We start from the raw sequence: 20503 nt of genomic DNA, 5'->3' as shown, positions 1-20503 counted from the left end.
GTCTTTCGCTGTCCCATTGCGGCGGGTTGAAAATGCCTTCGCCGCCGCTTTTGCGAAAATCCTATAATCTAGGCAGACGCTTATTCTGCGGGCATATGCTGCTGCATTTTAGCGACTTGGCAGGCTTGAAACTTGACGCAGATCGTGTGCCCGGCTGACGCTCGGATCGGTAGAACCCGAAAGGCCATTTCAATGCCAGCTCGCCCCTTTGCCATGCGCAAGGCTGTAAAAATCGGACCAATTGCGAATAGGGCGAGCGGTCTATGATGCCGAAATGGGCCCGTGCCTATGTGCGCTACGTCGAGGCGTTAAACTACCGCGTCGGCCGCTTTGCCATGTATCTACTGTTCGCCATGATGGGCGTCCTTTTGTGGTCGTCCGTGACCAAGATGATCAATGTGCCGGCCCTTTGGACGTTAGAAATGGCGCAATTCATCCTTGTAGCATACTATTTGCTAGGCGCGCCCTACACCTTTCAACTTGATACCAACGTCAGAATGGATCTGCTTTATGCGCGGCAAAGTCCGCGGAAAAAGGCGATTTGGGATGCGATTACTGTCTTCGTTCTGATCTTCTATCTGGGCGTTATGCTTTACGGCGCGCTTGGCAGCACTGTCTATTCCTTCGAGACGTCAGAGCGCGCACCGACCGCCTGGCGCCCTTATATGTGGCCCATCAAGACCATCATCTGCGCCAGCTTTGTGCTGATGATCCTGCAAGCCATCGCCCATCTGATCCGCGACGTCGCCGTCTGGCGCGGAAAGGTGCTGTGATGTCATACGAAATGATCGCAGCCCTGATGTTTTCAACCATGCTGCTGATGATGCTGACCGGGCAGCGGGTGTTCGGCGCCATCGGTTTTGTCGCCGTCGTCGCGGCGATCCTGCTGTGGGGTCCGGGCGGGTCTGACATGGGCTTTTCGTCCATCATGAAGCTGATGAAATGGAACGCGCTGCTTACGCTGCCGATGTTCATCTTCATGGGCTACGTCATGTCCGAAAGCCGCCTGGCCGAGGATCTGTACAAGATGTTCTACGTCTGGTTCGGCCCCCTACCCGGCGGTTTGGCCATCGGGACGATCATGCTGATGGTGATGATTTCAGCGATGAATGGCCTGTCCGTGGCCGGGATGGCCATCGGTGCCACCATCGCCCTGCCGGAACTGCTGAAACGAAACTACGACAAGCTGATGATTTCCGGCGTCATCCAAGGCGGATCAAGCCTTGGCATCCTGATCCCGCCATCGGTCGTTCTGGTGCTGTTCGCACAAATCGCCCGCCAACCGGTCAGCCAGTTGTGGTTGGCGGGGTTGATGCCGGGCCTGCTGATGGCCACGCTTTTCGTCATCTACATCGTCGTGCGTTGCCGCCTGAACCCATCGTTGGCCCCCGCCATGTCCGCCGAAGAACGGGCCGACATTACGTGGGCCGAACGCATCCGTTTGCTGCGGGCAGCTTTACTGCCCATCATCATCTTTGCCGCCATGATGATCCCTTTCATTAAAGGTTGGACAAGCCTGACAGAGGCGTCAGTCATCGGGGCGCTGACCTCTGTTGCAGCCGCCGTCCTCAAGGGCCGCTTTACCCGCGACGTGTTCGAGACGGCGACACGCAACACGCTGGCGATCACCGTGATGTTCATGCTGATCATTATGGCGGCCCTATCCTTTGGCGCGGTCTTCGACGGGCTCGGCGCAGGCCGCGCGATCGAGAATTTGTTCGTCCAAGACCTTGGCCTAACGCCCTGGCAGATCCTGATCCTGATGCAGCTCAGCTTTCTGATCATGGGGATGTTTCTGGACGACACGGCGATGCTGGTCATCGTGGCCCCGATCTATGTCGGGCTGGCCAAAGCGCTTGGCTTTGATCTGATCTGGTACGGCGTGCTTTACACGATCACCTGCCAGATCGCCTATCTGACGCCGCCCTTCGGCTACAACCTGTTCCTGATGCGCGCGCTTGCCCCGCCGGAATTTACCCTAACGCTGATCTACCGTTCGGTTTTTCCCTTCGTCCTCGTGATGCTGGTGACGCTGATCCTCGTGATGATCTTTCCGCAAATCGCCCTGTGGCTGCCGGAAAAGCTGCTTTGACATTTTAACCAGACCCCGCAAACGGGGCGCCCATTTCAACAAGGAAACAGACCATGACCACCAGACGCAAGTTTATCACGGCCGGTGCCCTTGGCGCCGCGGCAACGACCCTTGGCGCACCAGCCGTCACAGCGCAGACACCAATCAAGTGGCGCATGCAGACCTATGCCGGCACTGCATTGGGGGCCGAGGTCATCAAACCGGCCGTCGATGCATTCAACCTGATCGCCCAAGGCCAGATGGAGATCGAGCTGTTCTACGCCGACCAGTTGGTCCCGACGTCCGAGCTTTTCCGCGCCTTGCAAAACGGCACCATCGACGCGGTGCAATCGGACGACGACTCCATGGCGTCGCCGACCGAAGTCACCGTGTTTGGCGGCTACTTCCCCCTCGCGCTGCGCTACTCTTTGGACGTGCCCGCGCTGTTCAACCACTACGGGCTCGATGAGATCTGGAAAGAGGAATACGCCAAGGTCGGCGTCAAACATATCTCTGCCGGCAGCTGGGACCCTTGCCATTTCTCGATGAAGGATCCGGTGACATCGCTGGCCGATCTGCAAGGCAAACGCGTCTTTACCTTCCCCACCGCCGGCCGTTTCCTGGCGCAATTCGGCGTCGTACCCGTCACCCTGCCGTGGGAAGACATCGAAATCGCCCTCCAGACCGGAGAGCTTGACGGCGTCGCATGGTCCGGCATCACCGAGGTTTACACCGCGTCATGGGCCAAACTGGCACCGAACTTTCTGACCAACAACATCTCTGGCGCTTGGATCGGCCACTTCTTTGCCAATATGGACCGTTGGGACGAAGTGCCGCCGCACTTGCAAGAACTGATGCGCGTCTGCTTCGAGCAGTCACACTACTACCGCCAGCACTGGTACTGGGCAGGCGAAGCTCGGCTACGCGTCGAAGGGGCAGAGACAAATCTGACCTCCATCCCTGACGAGGAATGGGCAACAGTCGAAGCCGCCGCGCAGACGTTTTGGGACGAAATCGCAGCCGAAAGCGAGACAAAGGCGAAGGTTGTCAGCATCTTCCGCCAATACAACGAAACGATGGCCAAGGCTGGACGTCCCTATCGCAACGTCTGACCGCTGATCAATGGGGACTAAGCGCGCGCTTGGTTCCCAATGGCTCACGTTTCTTAAGACGTTGTAGAGGTTTGGTATGCCTTGCCTTTATGTCTGACCAAAGCCCCAAGTCTCCTCCAGCTTTGCACGGACCGCTTAGCGCTAACTCTTTGGCGTTAGGCCGCCGTCGCATCCATATAGGTCACGTCGCATGCGACGATCCCCGCACCCATTTGCGCGGCTGCGGTATAAACCTCGACCGAATGTTCAGGAAACATCATCGCAGCACCGCGGTGGCCGACTAGCCAAATCGCTTTTGGCCACCGCAGGCAGCGCGGTCCCGGCCAATAGCAGCGTCGCCAAAGTCGTTCTGGATATCGTTATTTTAAGGTCTCCTCCTTGATTACGGCGGGACCGCATACCGTACGGCGAGCGATAGTCAAAATGCTTGTTTCTAAATGCGTTTGCTTAGGCTGGCCCTGTACGGTTTACCGATCAAGGGATGGCCGTCTTGGCTAAGAAAATTCATATGAACGGCACGACAAAGTCAGGCACGATCCCGGACCGCGTAATCGCGTCTGGTACGTCAAGACCGGCCAGTGACCCATGTTCAGTGACCAGCACCGTGGCGAACCCCGCCTGAAGCCCGCCTAGGATGTCCGTGTGCAGCGTGTCGCCCACCATCAGAACGCGCGCGGGGGGGACGGATTGCGGGTGCCGCGCCAAGGCCAGATCAAACACCTCTGGAAAGGGTTTTCCCAAGAACATTGGGACGGTCTCAGTCCTGTCCGCCAGCTTATGCGCGAACCATCCCGGCTCTAGCGACAGGCCGCTTTCACGCGGGGCGACCAGATCCGGATTGCCGACCAACACGGGCCGGGGATTGTGCAGCAATGTCGCCTCTAGCAGATCTTGCCGCTGGTCGGTCCAGCCGCCTGCGCCCACCAGCAGGAACCCGTCGACGGCGTTATAAGCGGCGGCGTCATCGGCCAAGACGACGGTGTCTAGGTCACCAAGTGCGTCGGTCCCGGCCGAGGAGTCGACCATCAGACCCCACCGCCGCGGCGGCTCTTGCGTGAGGCGCTGTAGCAACGCCTCGCGGCTCGTGACGACTTCGTCAGGGGCAAAATCAAAGCCTAGCCGTGCATACCGTTCCATCATCTGCATCTTTGGATAGGCGGCAGAATTCGATACCACCGCCACCGCTTTGCCCATGGCCCGCAGCGCAGCGATGGTGTCTGCCGCGCCGGGGATTGCAGTTTCTCCGACGTTCAGGACGCCGTAAGCATCGAATAGGACCAAATCGTAGTCCGCCACGATATCGCAGAAATTACCGTTCTGTGCCGCACCTTGGCGGACAGGCATAGGCAGCCTGTCCCGGATCCTAAGATAGACCGCGAAGGCCTTTTCCGGATCCACGCCAATCAAAGGATGCGGCGCCGCAGATAGGCCGAGATCACTTCGCCGATGATGACCAACACGATAATCGCAATCAGGATCGTCGCGACTTCTGGCCAATTGAACGTGTCGATCGCACCCTGCAGGACAATGCCGATGCCCCCCGCGCCGACAAGCCCAAGCACGGTGGATTCGCGCAGGTTGATATCCCAGCGTAAAATCGCGACAGCCCAGAATGTCGGCATGACCTGTGGCACGATGGCGTAGGCGATGACCTTGAACCGCGACGCGCCTGTCGCCTCCAGCGCCTCCACCGGGCGTTTGTCAATTTCCTCGATCGCCTCGCCCAGCAGTTTCCCGATGAACCCGATAGATCGGAACATGATCGCCACGATACCGGCGACGACGCCAGGGCCAAAGATGGCCACGAACAGCAGCGCCCAGATGATCGTATTGACTGACCGGGATGTCACCAAGATCAACCGCCCAAGCCAAAGTGTGGCACGGTTCGGGGTCGTATTCTGCGCCGAGATATAGGCGACTGGCAGTGACAGAAGCACGGCAAAGGCGGTGGCAAAGGTCGCGATGTTCACCGTGTCCCACAGCACTTTCAGGATAGATTCCAGGTTGCTGGCATCCGGCGGATACATGCGCCCGAACAGATCGCCGATCTGCTCTGGTGCGCCCCAAACCCAAGCCCAGATCACCTCGATCGAGGTTAGCGCCCATGCGATGGCCAAGCCGCAGGTCAGCAGGACCGCATAACGGGTCATGCGTTGTTTAGCGGTGAAGCGGGTCCACTCGTCGCGGCCGAATTGCTGCGCGATACTGGTCATTGGATTCGCTTTCGAATAACGCCGCTGACCGCTTCGGACAGCAGGATCACGCCGACGATGACCATCGTGATGGCCAGCGCAAAGTCATAATCGTAGCGGCCAAAGGCATTGGCCAAAGTCGCGCCGATCCCCCCTGCCCCGACAATCCCCACGACAGCCGAGGCGCGCAGGTTCGAGTCCAATTGATAGATCGTCAGACCAATCTGGCGCGGCATGATCTGTGGAAAGATCGCATAGGCCAGCGTGGACAAATAGGGTGCACCGGCAGCCCGCATTGCCTCTACCTGACCGAAGTCGATTTCTTCGATCCGTTCAGCCAGCATCTTGGCGACAAAGCCGATAGAATAGACAATCAGCGTCAGCACGCCCGCAAAGGGACCAAAGCCCACCGCCTTCACGAATAGGATCGCGACAATGACCGGGTGAAAACTGCGGGCAATGATGATGATCGCGCGGCCCAGATAGAAAATCGGCTTGGGCGCAATATTGCTTGCCGACATAAAGGCGATCGGGATCGACAGCAGAACGCCGCCAGCCGTCGCCAGAATAGCGATCTTGAGGCTTTCCATAAACCCGTCGATCAGCAGGCCGCTGCGCTCAAAGCTTGGTGGGAACGCCCCGCCAAAAATCTTCCCGGCACGGCCTATGCCCTCGGCGACGCGGTTCCAGTCGATCGGCATGGTCAACCCAACCCAACCAAAATAGACAATTGCCCCGATATAAACCGCCCACCGCAGCGCGGTATTGGCGATGAACGGAGGCTTTTTCCAAGTATCCCGCGGCGCACTCATGATGCCGCCGCCATGCCATCGCTGCGGTCCGCATGCGGACTGCCAGCATAGATTTCATCCATCGCAGCCTGATCCAGCTTGCTTGGCAGGTCGTCAAAGATGATCCGACCGTACCGCATTCCGACGATCCGGTCGGTGTATTCCTTAGCTTCGGCCACGTTGTGAATGTTGATCAGAACCGGCAGCTTCAGCTCTCCGGCAAGATCGCGCAGCAGACCCATGATCTGCTCCGAGGTTTTTGGATCGAGCGACGCCGTCGGTTCGTCCGCAAGCAAGATGTCAGGTTCCTGCATCAGCGCGCGCACGACACCAACGCGCTGGCGTTCACCGCCCGACAATTGGTCCGCACGCGTATCGGCATAGTGGGCAATGCCCACCCGTTCCATCAACTCAAAGGCGCGGCGAATGTCCTCTTTGGGATAGCGCCGCGAAATGGCGGACCAAGTTGAGATATACCCGAGCCGCCCCGACTGGACGTTCTCCATCACGGTCAGGCGGTCGACAAGGTTGAAGCCTTGGAACACCATCCCGATTTTGCGCCGCGCCGCGCGCAGATCCTTGCCGCGCAGGGTCGTCAGCTCTGTCCCGTTCAGATTGATCGACCCTGACGTCGGTTCGACCAGTCGGTTGATGCAGCGCAAAAGCGTACTTTTGCCAGCGCCGGACGACCCGATGATCGACACGACGCTATCGCCCTCAATCGACAGATCAAGGTTCTTCAGGACCGGATCGCCAGCGCCATAGCGCTTAACGAGGTCTGTAATTTTCAACATGTTTTCAGCCTTTTGTGTGGGGCTGGCCGGATTGCGACCAGCCCCGACAGGTGGTTATTCAGCAGCAAGACCCTGCGGCGTGTATTCGACACCGTTTGCGGATTGGATCTGGCGGATCACGGCCCACTGGTTCTTGTAGGTGATCGGCACAAACTTGCTGACACCGCTAAACTCTTCACCCAAGGCTGTGCCGGTGAAGTCGTAGCTAAAGAACGCTTCTTTGATTTTCTCCTTCAACTCAGGCGCCAAGTCGTGCGCGACGCCATACGATGTGGTTGGAAATGGATCACTTTCCCAAATGATGCGGACTTCGGCCGGGTCGTAAAGACCGCGTTCTGCCATACGGTCGACAACCTCGGACGCGACTGGCGCCGCGTCATAGTCGCCTGCGACCACACCCAGCATCGACTGGTCATGACTGCCCGAATAGGTCACTTCGTAGTCCTGATCCGGCACGACACCTAGGTCAGGAAACAGCGCGCGCGGTGCCTGATTGCCCGAATTGGACGTCGGCGACGTATGCGCGACGCGCTTGCCCTTTAGGTCGGCCATTTCCTTGATGTCGCTGTCGGCCTGCGTGTAGACCTGCAGCTTATAGCCGAACTGGCCATCCTCGGACCCCATGATCGCAAAGGGCTCTACGCCTGCAAGGTTCACCGCAAAAGGTGTCGGGCCCGTGGAAAAGCCCGCGATATGCAGACGGCCAGAACGCATTGCCTCGACCTCGGCAGAGTTCGACTGCACCGCAAAGAACTGTACGTCCTTGCCTGTGACTTCTTCGAGGTGGGCGATGAACGGAGTCCAGATATCCGCATAGATCGCGGGATCTTCGACGGGGGTATAGGCAAAGACCAGGGTGTCCGGGTCTTTCAACAGAGCCGGATCAGTCGGCGCATCGGCCACCAGATCGCCGTCCGCGTCGCAATACATCTCGTCTAGCGTACCGCGCTCGGCGCATGTGTCTTGCGCAAAAGCCGATGTACCCGACGCGGCCAAAGCCGCCAGAAGTCCAGTCGTGAAAATAGTATGCGTCTTCATTCGTTTCTCCTCCCAAAGAACGTATGCCCCGAACACATTGGGGCAATTACCGCAGATACGAACACCGAAGCTTTCTATTTGCAACATTTTCCCGCATAAATTTTGGTATCTACCAAATTAGGGCGCGCTGAGGTCTTCATGGATACACGGGCAGAGTATAAAAATCTGACGAAGGCCGAGCGGCACCAGCAGATTCTACTGGAATTGCGCCTTGCGCCGCATGTGCGGATTTCTGATCTGGCAGAGACGTTCAGCGTCACAACCGAAACCGTGCGCCGCGATATCGCCGACCTTGCAACGCGCGGCCTTTTACAAAAATCCCACGGCGGCGCATCCCCGCGCGCTCCAGGAACACACCGCGTGCTGGACGAGCGGCAGCGCGAGCATGTGAGTGAACGTCGGCAGTTGGCTCAGGTCGCGGTGACGACTGTCGACAATGGTCAATCCATTATGATCGACGCTGGCGCGACGACGATGGAATTTGCCCGCGCACTCGCACTGTCTGGCAAAACGGTGACGGCAATCACAAATAGTCTTCAGGTTGCTATGATCCTTGGCACAGCGCCGGACATCAATGTGATCATGACCCCCGGTCAATATCTGAACGACGAGGCCGCGCTCGTCGGCACGGAAACCTGTCAGTTCCTGCGTCAATATCACGTCGATGCGTGCTATTTAGGGGCGTCAGGTTTGGACGTCAGTGGTGTCAGCGAGACCATTCAAAGCTTTTCTGCTGTAAAACAAACCATGCTGGAACAAAGCAGCGCCCGCAGGTTTCTGATCGACAGCAGCAAATTTGGGACTCGGCACCTAGCGCTCGTGGCGGGAATTGGCGACGTTGGGATACTCATCTCTGACACAATGCCAACGGACGACCTAGCCGCAACTTTGCAGAATAAGCGGGTCACTGTACTTACAAATCGTGTGCTTGGTCGGTCAAAGACTGAAGCACATTTAGATTTGTAAACGCTTGACCTGTCGCGTGCAGAACCAAGCAGAGATGGATAAAATCAACGAAATTCCATCCACAGAATAGTAAGCGCTAAAGCGCCCTCACCTCCCCGCCCGCACCTCATTGATCCGTCGATCCATCGCAAGAACTGCCCACTTTGTGCAAAGTCGCTCCGGTATGTCTCATACGGCGATGCATTGATGGCCCCGCAAGTGCGGACCTACATTCAACCGAACTGACCGCACCGAAAGACCACTTCCCCGGGCGGGTAAAAAGTGGACTTAATCAGGGAACTGCCTATCGTTGTGTCCAAATGCACTTAGGAGGCAACGTCCCTTGATCCGTGTCGGCGTTCTCTGCACTTTCATATTAGCTCTGTGCTCCAGCCACTTGTCTGCTCAAGCTACAGACGGCTGGTCAGGCAGCTGGGATACCTACTGGCGCGACGGAGAAGCGCGTATGCTGTTGGAACAGCAAGGCGAGGATGTCTCGGGGTCCTACGAGCCGGGTAAGGGACGCATCGAAGGGCGGATTGACGGTCAGGTTCTGCGGGGATCCTGGTTTCAGGATGGCACCTCTGGGCCCATCCTGTTTGCCCTGTCCGAGGAGGGGCAGAGCTTCACCGGTCGGTTCGTCGATGGCGAGTATTGGAACGGCAAGAGGGTTTCCGGCACAACTGATTCCAGTGTGGATCACGTCACGCGTGACACCCCACGGTCTGTCTTTCGCTCGTTTGTCTATCTGCAGAATGCGGCCGTCTATGAGGGCGATATCGCTGCAGGTAACGCAGCTGAAACGCTGATGCTATATGTTGGCGAACCTTCGGGCGAGCGTGACAAGCGTCTTCGGCGGCGTTTGCTGTGGACCATGCTTGATCTGTCGACCTTCCGCATCTACGACGCGCCAAAGCGCGTTGAAGGTGAATCCGCCCAATTTTCCATCGGTCCGGATGCGAGGAATTTCGAATACAAAATACAGTTTCGCAAAGTTGGCGATGCGTGGTTTGTCGTCGTCCCGACCGCATCTGAACTGCGGCGAAACTTAAATGACATGATTGCAGCGCTCGGTTACGACACGCTTTCTCAGTTAAGAGAGGCTTCCGCCAACAGCCCGCGCGCCGCGATGCGCGATTTCATTCAGGGTATGCGAAACTGGCACACCGGTGGACGTGAACAAGCGCTTGCAGCTCTCGATCTTTCATTTTTGCCACCAAGGCTTTACAACTTCGAGGCCCCGTTGCTTGCCGAGTACCTTAAACAGGTTATCGACCGGGCCGGCTATGTGACCTGGCAAGAGATTTCTGACGATCCCGACCGGGCCGGATCCTACATCTTTTACCGGCATCCTTTGGGCTTGGTCGTCATTGAACAAGTGCCGAGTTCTGAAGGAGGGGCTGCCCGGTGGACATTTTCGGCCGAGACCCTGCGCAACGCGCCGCAGCTCTTTGCCGAGATGCAGGACCTGCCAGTCGCCGAAGGGATTTCCGCGTCCGAACCCATCACACGGTTTTTCCAACTCCGCGAGCGTATCCGCGAGGTGTTCCCAGTACTTCTCACGCGCCCCGGTCCTCTGGAGCTCTGGCAATGGCTGGTGATCCCGTTGTCGGTCTTATTTGCTGTCGTCCTTGGCCGACTGACTGGAAAGGGCACGTCTTTTTTGTTCAGCCGAGGTTTGCGCAGAGCTGAACGCGGCCTGCGCGTCGGTGCAGCCAGACGACTGGGCAAACCTGCAGCACTTTTGGTAAGCACGGGCTTTGTCGTTCTTGCGTTCACTTGGTCGGGCTTGGCCGAGACAGTCCTTGGTGGAGTGACCGTTGCGCTTGCCGCGACCGCAGCGACAGCACTTGGTTGGCTGCTATTTACCATCATCGAACTGGCCGGAGGCTGCTTTCAGCGCCGAGCCAAGCGCACAAGTGGCTTGGTAGACGAAATCGCCGTTTCGCTGGTCACGGGGGTGCTCAAGATCGTCATTGTGGCTGCGGGGATCATCGCTATCGCAGACATCACTGGCATGCCCTACGAGGGTGTCATTGCGGGGCTTGGGGTGGGCGGCATTGCGCTGGCCTTTGCTGCGCGTGATACCGTCAGCAACCTGATCGGCGGCGTGATCCTGATGAGCGACCGGCCTTTTCATCGCGGCGATCTAATCGAGACCGAAGGGCAGATGGCGACGGTCGAGAACGTTGGCCTTCGGTCAACACGCATGCGAACATTTGACGATTCACTGTTAGTGATCCCGAATTCCGAGTTGACTGATAAGGCCATCGTGAATTGGGGACAGCGGCGCAAGCGCAAGATACGCCTTGAAATTAGCCTGCACTACGACACACCCCGTGAACATCTAGATGTCTTCAAAACCCGACTGCGGGATGTGTATCTTGCTCAGCCTGCAGCAGATGAAACGACCGGATTTGTCGGGCTAAGGTCATTTGGCGACTCGGCATTGAACATTGAACTCTGGGGGTATTTTAACCTCGCGGATTATAAGGACTATATTGCCGCGCGGCACCAACTGATCGGTGACATAGTTGATCTTGCACGGGATCTGGCGGTCGACTTTGCCTACCCGACACGCTCAATCAGGCTTCTGTCACCAGCAGACCAAAAGACAAAAAATGAGCGAAAGACATCTGATCCTGCCTGAGGGCCAAGGGGACGTTTGCGCGGCGCATCACCCTTAACCTTTAGAGACGAAACAAGGGTCGTCGGCAAAAACCTGTAAGGGGACGCGTCCCCTTTGACTTTGCGAGGTTCAAGCCGGACCTTCCTAGCGCTCTGACTGATGGTCCTCTAAGGGCCGCTCGGACCTAAATGGCTCATACTGCTATCGCGAAAGACTTGTACCTCGTCGCGGTCAATATAGGCTTAGCCCGACCTTCGCCGTACAGACCATGATGATCCGGTGTGAGCAGATATAGCATCTACGTTTCTTTCGAACCCTTCGGGAATGTCCCAAGTTCGGCGATGCGGTACACGCCTGGATAAGTAGGCCGCCGACGCGCGGTGATAAGGCGGGGCCGCCGGCGACTGGGTAACCGGCGCAGGAGAGCCGCTCGAACCTGAAGACCTTTAAGAACGAAACTCTCTAGCCAAGTTGGAGGACTTCGGAATCCCATCGCGGCCCGCAACGGGGGGTCGCAAAGCGCATGGACGATCGGCCGGCCAAGCGGCACGAACCATTTCGGAAGGTAGAAGGAGAGCAAAAGATCTCGGGTTGCTTCCCCCACGTCCGCGTTGCTGTTGGCGTAACGGTAATGGGCCTCCTCGTAAGCGCGACCGTAAGCGTCGAACGCCTCGTAATCCTTTGGGATCGTATCGATACCCATGCGGCTACCCAGCGCACGATGGTAATTTGTCCAGGCTTCGCGCTCCTTGCGGGTCATCGGCCGGTGCCCAAAGCGCTCGAGCCACCGCACCGGCTCGACCACGAAGGTCGTCAGGACATACAGCATGTCGGCGTTTGAGATGCGGTAATGCCCGTGCATTGCGTTAATGCGCGCGAGAGACGCGCGGCCACGGGCACTGTCCTGACCGTTTTCGCTGATCTCTGAGAGCAAGAGCTCGGTGTCGTCGTACCGCTTCCGAGTGTTGCTAAGAAAAGCACCGGTGCGAGACAGAAGACCCGAGATTGAGGGGACCCCATAGGTCCGGAAAAGCGCAAATTCGAGCGCCTTTTCGATATCCCAGGCAAATTCGCAAGAGCCAAGCAGGAACACGATGCGTTCGTAATCCTTCGAGGAATCTAGCCGCTCAATCTCTTTGGTCCAGCGCGACATGTATAGTCTCCCAGGCAGTTGCGCTCAATAATCGTAGGATGTCCCGATACCCACAGGTATTCAATGGATAGCTTTACCTTCAGAACCGACAGCGGCAAACGGTTCCGGTGTTCAATACTGCACGCAGACCAGAAAGACCGCATCCGCCCAATTGAGCTTGCGTTTCACCCGGATCACCAGCGCCTCGTTCGTGGACTCATCGATGATATTTAGCGTGCGGTCGACACGCCCGTTGTGCGTCCGGTCCTGGACGAAGTCGTATGACCAGACATGTTTCGGACGCTCCGGCCTCAGCCGGACGCACGGCCCGTCGTTCAGCCACAGCCGGCCCCTCTTAGGTTGCTTTGCTGGGATTTTTAGCCCCTCCCGCCGCCAGATCCGTTTAACCACTGCCCGGCAGGTGATTGCCTGCAATCACCGAGAGGGGCGCTTGTGATTTACATGCCAGCCACTGTTGTTCAGCATCCCGATAATCATGCGGCATCCATAGCGTCCGAATTACTAGGGCAGAGCGATGGTGACCCAATGGGCGGCAAACCCTACGCTCGCTCGATCCTTGTCCTCTGACCAATGGTGGACATGGCCTCGCCGCTGAGGGTTTGCCGCACATGATCAATGCATTGCCTGCGGCGGAAAGGGATTAAAAAGGCTGCGCGTTCAGGGCGATATCCTCGGGCTTCTCTCGCTTGACAGCCATCTCGTCGTCCTCCTGAAACCGGGATAATTCTATCCCAAAAGGTGGACCACTCCAGTGGGGGCAAGCCATTTCAGCGGTGGCTTCTGACCGACGATGCGGCCTTTGTTCCAAGCGGGCCGAAGCGCGCGAATGGCTGGTAGGTTTGGTGGTTGCATGACGGATCCTCCGATCCACCATACCCTTCCACAGCGACAACCCGACGTTGACGCAGCATCATGTCATGAGATGCTGCGGTGCATCCGATGTCCGGTTCGAGCCTACAATGACCGAAGCTGCATTTGGCGGGAACGTCTGCTCTGCGGTATGCTCTATCAAAACAAGAACACTTTCTCGAATAGAAGTTCAGCTAATACCTTTAGGCGCTCCATAAAGCACCACCGGTTTTCCGTGTGGTGTGTCGTGGTAGGCCTTTGTCCATGCGTCTTTGCGTACCTTCAGATCAGCCTCTGCGATGGGGGTGTGGCGCACAGTCAGCGCTTCGACGGCGTCGAGGACGGCTAGATAATACGTATCTTCGTTATCGGGCGCGCCACTGGCATCGGCGCTGGCCAACAAGGCACCCAGAGCGGTTGCCCAATCGGTTGCCGTGAAATGTCCCCCGCGCACCATAGCGTCGGCCAAAGCTAGTGCCTGAGCGTGCCAGCCTTCGCTAAAATGCGGCTGAGGAGGGGCCAACGGATCTTCAGGTTTGAACAAAGTAGCTTTCCCATAGATCAAGCCGGACCGTGTCTTGTTCCGAGGCGCTATCGCCCCATAACTCTCGTGCGGTGAAGGCGGCAGTGTAGTGATGCTCGTGCTTCGATATGCCTTTGGCATAAGCGTCGGCCAGTAAATAGGCCCCGCGGTAAGCAACAATCTTGCCCGTTCGTCCACGCGCATATTGGGGGAGCCGAGTGTGGTCGGCGCTGATGTCTCGTACAGTGGTCACGGCTTGCTCGACCTCAAAGCGCGGCTTCGTTGTCAGTTCGGACCGGGTACTCGTGGCGACGGTGCGGACGATCTCGACCACGTCTGCCACATTTTTAGCAGGGGGCGGCGCGAGACGTTCGGTTGGCGTGCCGGATAACAATTCGTCCGCCGTGAAAGTCCCGGATGTGATGAAGCCTGTCGTGTAAGTCAGCATCCATTTCTCGAAATAAGGAATGTTAAGGTAGACCTCCGGCGGCAGTCGCTCAATGATGTGACGCCACCAGTCGATCGTCCAGTCTGGATGAAAGAGGTTCCGAGACAAGGCCCACATCCGGTCCTCCCACTCGGCCATTTGGACGTGGTTTTCATGGTCAACCTTAACGGGGCCAAAGCCCTGCATGCCGCCAAGATCATGCACGCCATCCATTATTCGGTTTCCACTTTCAGATCACGATCCGTGCCGATCATCGAATTGCGCGTAACAATGCTGGCCAGTTGTTCCTCGGTCCATCCGTCCGTGCCCACGGGGCGCTGGGGGATCACAATGTAGCGCAACTCTGCGGTGCTATCCCAGACATGAATAGCCGTGCTTTCGGGAAGGTCGACGCCGAATTCCTGAAGGACCTTGCGCGGCTCACGAACAGATCGGGCGCGGTATTCGGATTGTTTGTACCATGCAGGCGACATGCCAAGGAGTGAGAACGGATAGCACGAGCATAGGGTGCAAACGACCATGTTATGGTCGTTGTCAGTATTAAGCAGCGCGTGCAGATCACCGGTTGCGTGACCTTCAAAGCCAAATTCAGCGATGGCCTTTGAAGCATCTTCCAACAGGCGCGCCATATATTCCGTATCTAGCCACGCGCGCGCAACAACCTGCGCACCGCGTTTGGGACCGATCTTTTCAGCGTAGGCCTCGACCCATGCATCAAGAGTTTCCACAGCGACCATACCTCGCTCAACCACAAGAGATTCCAACGCTTTGACACGTAATGCCGGATCAGGCGGCAGGTGGGAATGGAGGTGGCGGTGAACCTGAGCCGCTTCGTCGCCGTCGTATTTTGTCACGTATTCATCCGATCAGTATGAAGTGATTAGGCGATCTGGTACGGCGCATAACGCGCCAGGAGACGATGACGCAAAGGACTCAATTGCGCAACTGCAGCGAAAGATCACGTTGCCCACTTAGCAAACCTCTATGCAGAGTGCAGCTAGGGGCCGATTCCCGCCCGATATGTCGGTGCGATTGCATAAGCCGCTATCGGCCCTTAGTGGACATTGAATTTGAACGCCAAAGTAGCGGTGCATTACCATCATAGTGGTCGGCCACACGCAGCACGCCATGGCTCTTCGGGAAATACGGCGTAATCTGCTCCGCCTGCGCCTCGCTCCGCCAATACAGGTTACCCATGAAGCCCCCTTTCGTTCGGGGCCGGTGAATCAGGCAGGCGTCGCAGATTCAATCGGATTAATAGGTCCTGAGCCTGACGAACGAGGCAATTTGATGCTGCGATATACGAGCGTTGGGCTTTGCCCGGTGTGGTGACGGAGGAGTAGAATCTTATTTACAGGCGATTACCCGAGGCGGCGCACGGTGACCGGAACGTTCGCTCGGACAGGTAGCGCAACAATATTGTCATAGCGTTCAATGAGACATTCAATAGTGTCTTCCTGAGGCTGACGCGCCAATAAAGAACTACAATATGGCGCTGGACGAATAGTCCGGCCACATTGTGGTCTTTCCGCAAGCGCCTCGAGCGCACGAAGGCGGCCGACCCGCGCAATGTCTATTGTCCGATTTGTCATAATATCATTCCCTTATCCCAGTAACTAATACATCGCATACAGCGGCATAGATGTATCGCGCTCGGCGGCATGGTTACTAAACGAAAAAGAGAGGCACCCTACCCCAACGGATAGGATTCGAGGCACTAAGCTCTGGACCCATTGTCGGTTTTCAAAACAAATTGGCCTTTTTTCATTTGGCGCTGACCCAAGACTCTGTTGCGCAAACCAGCTGACGAACGGATCTCCCCTTTCCTCAGACGGATTTACCCCGCGGCTTTCGTGACAAGGATGCCAAGGGCAGTGTAGCCGCTCCAGCTTCGCCAGAGTGCCCGGCCCAGACACTTCGATGCGCGGAGCGCACTATTCTTGACGATGCCAGCGGCGGTTGTTGGGTTCCAAGGCTGCGCATTTCTGCGTGGCGGGATGACTGCGGCCGCACCGCGGTCAGCGATGGCGCTGCGGCATCGGCGCGTGGCGTATGCGCCATCCATTGCCCCCGCGATCCAACCGCTCACCGAAAAGCGGGGCTAATTTTGACGGGTTGTGATCGTGGGCCATAGGTTAGGCTCTCCGGATCAAATTACCCTCCAGCGGCACTGCCGTTGACAGCGTATTTGAAATGGTGCCGTATTTCAGGATGTTGCGGTGTAGCAGGTCCAGTCGCGCGTCCGTCTCTGCGCTTTCCACGATGATTTGGTACCGGATCAGGGTCAGCTTCGGCGGCGCGTCTTGGCGTATAGCCTCGAGCTGGACCTCAGCGCTATCAAACTGGAACGCCAGCAATGGTGTGACCCGCTCAATCCCCTTGAGCATGCACGCGGCCAATGCCGAGAGTAACAGTTCCACTGGGTTCATCGCATCCCTGCGCCCCGCCATGTCGGTATCCAAAGTAATCTCGGCCTCTTTGGCCACTGCAAGGCTGCCGTGGCTGTCAACGCGGCGAGCGGAAACACGATACTCAGTCATTTGAACTCCATCTACGTGAAAGCAACCTCGGCGTTCTTGCGAGATAGGCTTTCGAATTGTTCCAGTGTTGAAAAAAGAGACTGATCCACATCCGCTGCTTCGGCCAAGCCCCCTCCAGATCAATCAGGACGACACCGTCATCAGTGACGACGACGCCAAATGTCGCAGTGTTGGCCAGATTAACTGCGGATCGCTGGTCTTTTTCACCCACCAGTGCCCCGACGCCATCGGTGACGGGTTGGACCTCGAGCCCGCCTGCCTGTGCTGCCATGGGGAAGAAAGCCAGCAGCGTGCTGACCTTCACAGCAGCAATTCAATCTCTGCGGATGTCAGGACCTTACCCATCGATAGCACCTTGTCATCTACGACCAACGCGGGCGTGGACATGACGCCGTAGCCAGCGATCTCGGCGAAATCGGTGACCTTAATGACCTCCGCTTGCTTGCCTGCCGCATCTGCTGCGGCCTTGGCGTTTTCTTCTAATGCGAGACACTTTTTACATCCCGAGCCGAGGATCTTGATGATCATAATATGTCCTTTCAGAGGAAAAGGTGAGTGATCTCGTTGAACGTAAAGCCGATGGTCAGGATGCCAATCGTTACAATTCCGGTGAACGTGACCAGCAACGGCATTTTGACCACGCGCTTGAGCATGATGAGGGACGGAAGCGACAGCGCTGTCACGGCCATCATAAACGCAAGCACCGTACCAAGCCCGACGCCTTTGCCGACCAGCGCCTCGGCAATTGGTAGGGTGCCGAAAATGTCCGCATACATCGGAATGCCCACAACGGTCGCGACAGGCACTGCCCACCATTTGTCTTGGCCCAAGAGGGCGGAAATCGTTTCAGCAGGCACCCAATTATGGATACCAGCGCCAATCCCGACCCCGATGAGCACATAGGGCCAGACCTTCTTGACTATATCGAGCACTTGTTCGCGTGCGAAATCGATGCGTTCTCTTTTTGTCATTGCCTCATCAGCATCCGTGACGGGCGCGTTGCGCACAAAGTCTTCGACCTGATCCTCCATCCCCAATTTGCCGATGATCGTTCCGCCAATAACCGCCACCAAGAGTCCGACCCCCACATAGGCAAGCGCAATCGGCCAGCTAAAGATTGAGGCAAGCAGAATGACCGAGGCCATATCGACCAAAGGCGATGAGATTAGGAAAGAGAATGTCACGCCCAGCGGCAAGCCCGCAGCCGTGAAGCCGATGAAGAGCGGGATTGACGAGCAAGAGCAGAACGGCGTGATGGTGCCCAGCAATGCACCAAGGATATTGGCGCCAATGCCCGAGCGCCCGCCCAAAATACGCCGTGTGCGTTCGGGTGGAAAATAACTTTGCACATAGGAAATTGCAAAGATCAGGACTGAAAGCAGAATGAAAATCTTGATCACATCATAGACGAAGAACTGGATCGATCCGCCCACGCGCGATGCAGGGTCCAGCCCAACCCCCTCCACGCCCGCCGCAACCACATCGGACAGCCATTGCATCCGCAGCAATTGATCGTTCAGCCAACCAAAAATATTCATGCTATCACGCCTTCAACCCATGCTGCGTCCAGTAGACGGCGCAAATGCGGTGCCAGATCCGGCTTGATCCGGTAGCGCAGCCATTGCGCATTACGCCTGTCGATCAACGGACCAGTCTGTTTAAGCACCCGCATATGGCGCGACATTCGGCCTTGCGTGACGCCAAGGCGACGCATCAAGTCGCAAACGCAATGCTCATCGCCATGGTGCAATATTTGCGGCGCGGCCAAGCGGGTAGGTTCGGCAAGGGCCGATAAGACAGAAAGTATCATAAATACACCTCAGCTTTTGCGCAGTTGCGCATAACCGAATAGACGACGCTTTGATCCAGATCAGGTACCGAGCTGGTTACATGACAAGCGTTCAGTCTGACGCGATTAAAGTCCGTTTTTGTTCCCACATATTGGATAACTTACTGTGTCGAAATGGATGCAAATCGGTCATTTGCCGCGAAACAGAAATCCGCAGTTTAGCCTCACTGCCGACCTTCGCTGCGTTTGCACAAAAAAACTGGTTCGCAGCCCCGTGCGTCCGCTTTGTTCTAGTTGCCCAATTTGGTTTGCGCTTGCTGCGAATGTCTACTCTCCGGCCCTCTCGGCGTTGGCAGGATGTAGCGTAGTGCCCCCAAGCAGTCGTCCATAAGCCATACTGGTGATCATTCGGCTTTGACGGCGATGGTGGTTCAGCACAGGGCAGCGACCTGCGCGACACAGTGACACTTGGACTTCAGGTTTTATGGGACTATACCGCCACTACTTCAAAACCCGAAAGTTTTCGTAGGTTATGACGCGGAAGTTGTCTGAGACCTTGTCGCGGAACTTCGTCCATTCCTGCGGGATGGTTTCACGCATGAATGCAAGGATGGCGTCGGCGAACTGCTTTTGACTTGGGTAGTAGCGATTGTGGGTAACGTATTGATGCAAGACGGCCCAAAGCCGCTCAATGGGATTGAGATGAGGGCAGTAAGGCGGCAGCTGGATCAGATGGATACGGCAAGCTGCCCTGGCGAGGAAGGCTCTGACATCGGGCCCTTTGTGGTAGGCCGCGTTGTCCCAGATGACATGAATGATGCGCTTGTCAGGGTTGCGCACTTCGATCTTGGTCAGAAGCTGTGCTGCACTGACGCCATCAACGGTTGTGGGCTCGACAAAGGGTGCATCGAAGGTTTCAAGGTTCACAGCCCCATGAATATTCACACGACCGCGCCCTGCCGTGCTGAGAACCGCTGGATTTGATCCTACTTTCACCCAGCCAAACGCAGGCTTGGTCTGGTATTCCGGATGCACCGCATCGGCGAAGTAGACGGCTTCATCCGCTGGTAACTCACGCATCAGGCGGTCGTATAATGCGATAAAAGCGGCCTGCTTTTCCGCTGATGCCACGCGCGGCAGGGACTTGGGCTTGCGGTATTCAAAGCCCAGTCGGGCCAGAAGTTTGATGCAGCCAGAATGGGAATAGTTCAGACCGCACTCAGCTGCGACATGGGCCCTGATCTCGACCGTCGAGCGACAGAAGCGTGCTTCCAGCCAGGCGCATAAAGCAACCTCCTGTGCCTGTGTCATACGGGACTGACCGCCTTTCCAGCCGTCGAAAGCAAGCGCATCCCAACCATCTTGCAGAAAGGTTTTATGCCAGCCCCGGATGGTATCGTCGTCCAAGTAGAGAAACTTTGCGATCCGAGCACAGCTTTCCCCGTCGTCGAGCAGCAGGATCGCATTTGCCCGGCGGGCAATGCCGTGGTCCTCGCGCTGGCAACGCACGCAAGCCTCAAGCTCGAGGCGGTCTGCTGAGGAAAGAAAGCCGGGGCGGATCATAGGCATAGCTGAATCGTTCCAAACCCAGCCGTCAAGTCACCAAATTCGGCTTCCGCAGGACTCGGA

The 20503-nt window shown here is 57.1% G+C and carries 20 protein-coding genes and 3 pseudogenes; 5 read left to right on the top strand and 18 right to left on the bottom strand.

Features of this window, described 5'->3' with window-relative positions; all coding sequences use genetic code 11:
- Positions 1-266 precede the first annotated feature (266 nt).
- From KBW81_RS17200 to KBW81_RS17190, 3 genes are read left to right on the top strand one after another with little or no spacing between them, the layout of a single operon-like run.
- Positions 267-773 carry a TRAP transporter small permease subunit gene (locus KBW81_RS17200; RefSeq protein ID WP_254249420.1) on the top strand — a complete coding sequence of 169 codons (507 nt, stop codon included), beginning with the start codon at positions 267-269 and terminating at the stop codon, positions 771-773.
- The gene (locus KBW81_RS17195) at positions 773-2092 is read left to right on the top strand and encodes a TRAP transporter large permease (RefSeq protein ID WP_254249356.1); all 1320 of its coding nucleotides are present in this window, start codon (positions 773-775) and stop codon (positions 2090-2092) included. The genes KBW81_RS17200 and KBW81_RS17195 overlap by 1 nt, the downstream gene beginning before the upstream one ends.
- A 53-nt stretch (positions 2093-2145) precedes the next feature.
- Positions 2146-3183, top strand: coding sequence for a TRAP transporter substrate-binding protein (locus KBW81_RS17190; RefSeq protein ID WP_254249355.1), 1038 nt, complete (start codon positions 2146-2148; stop codon positions 3181-3183).
- Between the two features lie 176 nt (positions 3184-3359).
- On the opposite strand, the pseudogene KBW81_RS18775 reads toward KBW81_RS17190, so the two are convergent.
- The 6 genes and pseudogenes from KBW81_RS18775 to phnD form a co-directional block, all read right to left on the bottom strand.
- A pseudogene (locus tag KBW81_RS18775) lies at positions 3360-3464 on the bottom strand (glycerophosphodiester phosphodiesterase family protein); the annotation flags it as partial.
- A gap of 223 nt (positions 3465-3687) precedes the next feature.
- Positions 3688-4527, bottom strand: a complete 840-nt coding sequence (locus KBW81_RS17185) for an HAD-IIA family hydrolase (protein ID WP_254249354.1) — start codon at positions 4525-4527, stop codon at positions 3688-3690.
- Between the two features lie 59 nt (positions 4528-4586).
- Positions 4587-5396: a phosphonate ABC transporter, permease protein PhnE gene (phnE, locus tag KBW81_RS17180; protein ID WP_254249353.1), complete on the bottom strand. Its 810-nt coding sequence runs from the start codon at positions 5394-5396 to the stop codon at positions 4587-4589.
- Positions 5393-6187 (bottom strand): phosphonate ABC transporter, permease protein PhnE, encoded by a 795-nt coding sequence (gene phnE, locus KBW81_RS17175; RefSeq protein ID WP_254249352.1) that lies wholly within the window; start codon positions 6185-6187, stop codon positions 5393-5395. Before phnE (KBW81_RS17175) ends, phnE (KBW81_RS17180) begins: the two co-directional genes overlap by 4 nt.
- Entirely contained in the window at positions 6184-6960 is a 777-nt protein-coding gene (phnC, locus tag KBW81_RS17170; RefSeq protein ID WP_254249351.1) for a phosphonate ABC transporter ATP-binding protein, read from the bottom strand. Before phnC ends, phnE (KBW81_RS17175) begins: the two co-directional genes overlap by 4 nt.
- A 54-nt stretch (positions 6961-7014) precedes the next feature.
- Positions 7015-7998, bottom strand: coding sequence for a phosphate/phosphite/phosphonate ABC transporter substrate-binding protein (phnD, locus tag KBW81_RS17165; protein ID WP_254249350.1), 984 nt, complete (start codon positions 7996-7998; stop codon positions 7015-7017).
- Positions 7999-8136: 138 nt separating this feature from the next.
- Between phnD and KBW81_RS17160 the strand changes: the two genes are divergently transcribed.
- On the top strand, positions 8137-8964 hold the full coding sequence (locus KBW81_RS17160; RefSeq protein ID WP_254249349.1) for a DeoR/GlpR family DNA-binding transcription regulator: 828 nt from the start codon (positions 8137-8139) through the stop codon (positions 8962-8964).
- Positions 8965-9286: 322 nt separating this feature from the next.
- On the top strand, positions 9287-11593 hold the full coding sequence (locus tag KBW81_RS17155; RefSeq protein WP_254249348.1) for a mechanosensitive ion channel family protein: 2307 nt from the start codon (positions 9287-9289) through the stop codon (positions 11591-11593).
- Positions 11594-11870: 277 nt separating this feature from the next.
- Here the strand turns inward: KBW81_RS17155 and KBW81_RS17150 are convergent, their stop codons facing one another.
- The 12 genes and pseudogenes from KBW81_RS17150 to KBW81_RS17095 form a co-directional block, all read right to left on the bottom strand.
- Positions 11871-12725: an oxygenase MpaB family protein gene (locus tag KBW81_RS17150; protein WP_254249347.1), complete on the bottom strand. Its 855-nt coding sequence runs from the start codon at positions 12723-12725 to the stop codon at positions 11871-11873.
- A 135-nt stretch (positions 12726-12860) separates the two neighbouring features.
- Positions 12861-13381 (bottom strand): annotated as a pseudogene (locus KBW81_RS17145) (hypothetical protein); the annotation flags it as partial.
- 383 nt (positions 13382-13764) lie between these two features.
- Positions 13765-14043 carry a hypothetical protein gene (locus KBW81_RS17140; protein ID WP_254249346.1) on the bottom strand — a complete coding sequence of 93 codons (279 nt, stop codon included), beginning with the start codon at positions 14041-14043 and terminating at the stop codon, positions 13765-13767.
- A 61-nt stretch (positions 14044-14104) separates the two neighbouring features.
- Positions 14105-14758, bottom strand: coding sequence for a nitrile hydratase subunit beta (gene nthB / locus KBW81_RS17135; protein ID WP_254249345.1), 654 nt, complete (start codon positions 14756-14758; stop codon positions 14105-14107).
- The gene (gene nthA, locus KBW81_RS17130) at positions 14758-15399 is read right to left on the bottom strand and encodes a nitrile hydratase subunit alpha (RefSeq protein WP_254249344.1); all 642 of its coding nucleotides are present in this window, start codon (positions 15397-15399) and stop codon (positions 14758-14760) included. Before nthA ends, nthB begins: the two co-directional genes overlap by 1 nt.
- Before the next feature lie 1022 nt (positions 15400-16421).
- Positions 16422-16607 (bottom strand): annotated as a pseudogene (locus tag KBW81_RS17125) (IS5/IS1182 family transposase); the annotation flags it as partial.
- Positions 16608-16680: 73 nt separating this feature from the next.
- Positions 16681-17085, bottom strand: coding sequence for an OsmC family protein (locus KBW81_RS17120; RefSeq protein WP_254249343.1), 405 nt, complete (start codon positions 17083-17085; stop codon positions 16681-16683).
- Positions 17078-17389: a hypothetical protein gene (locus KBW81_RS17115; protein ID WP_254249342.1), complete on the bottom strand. Its 312-nt coding sequence runs from the start codon at positions 17387-17389 to the stop codon at positions 17078-17080. The genes KBW81_RS17120 and KBW81_RS17115 overlap by 8 nt, the downstream gene beginning before the upstream one ends.
- Positions 17386-17613 carry a thioredoxin family protein gene (locus KBW81_RS17110; protein WP_254249341.1) on the bottom strand — a complete coding sequence of 76 codons (228 nt, stop codon included), beginning with the start codon at positions 17611-17613 and terminating at the stop codon, positions 17386-17388. The genes KBW81_RS17115 and KBW81_RS17110 overlap by 4 nt, the downstream gene beginning before the upstream one ends.
- A gap of 11 nt (positions 17614-17624) precedes the next feature.
- A complete protein-coding gene (locus tag KBW81_RS17105) occupies positions 17625-18623 on the bottom strand; it encodes a permease (protein ID WP_254249340.1) in 999 nt (332 codons plus the stop codon).
- The gene (locus KBW81_RS17100) at positions 18620-18895 is read right to left on the bottom strand and encodes an ArsR/SmtB family transcription factor (protein WP_254249339.1); all 276 of its coding nucleotides are present in this window, start codon (positions 18893-18895) and stop codon (positions 18620-18622) included. The genes KBW81_RS17105 and KBW81_RS17100 overlap by 4 nt, the downstream gene beginning before the upstream one ends.
- 480 nt (positions 18896-19375) lie before the next feature.
- The gene (locus KBW81_RS17095; RefSeq protein WP_254246941.1) at positions 19376-20437 is read right to left on the bottom strand and encodes an IS630 family transposase; all 1062 of its coding nucleotides are present in this window, start codon (positions 20435-20437) and stop codon (positions 19376-19378) included.
- Positions 20438-20503: the final 66 nt, after the last annotated feature.

This window comes from Loktanella salsilacus (genome assembly GCF_024206795.1).
GTDB classification, from domain to species: domain Bacteria; phylum Pseudomonadota; class Alphaproteobacteria; order Rhodobacterales; family Rhodobacteraceae; genus Loktanella; species Loktanella salsilacus.
Note: the sequence above shows the minus strand (reverse complement) of the source record. Positions and strands in the feature narration are given on the sequence as shown.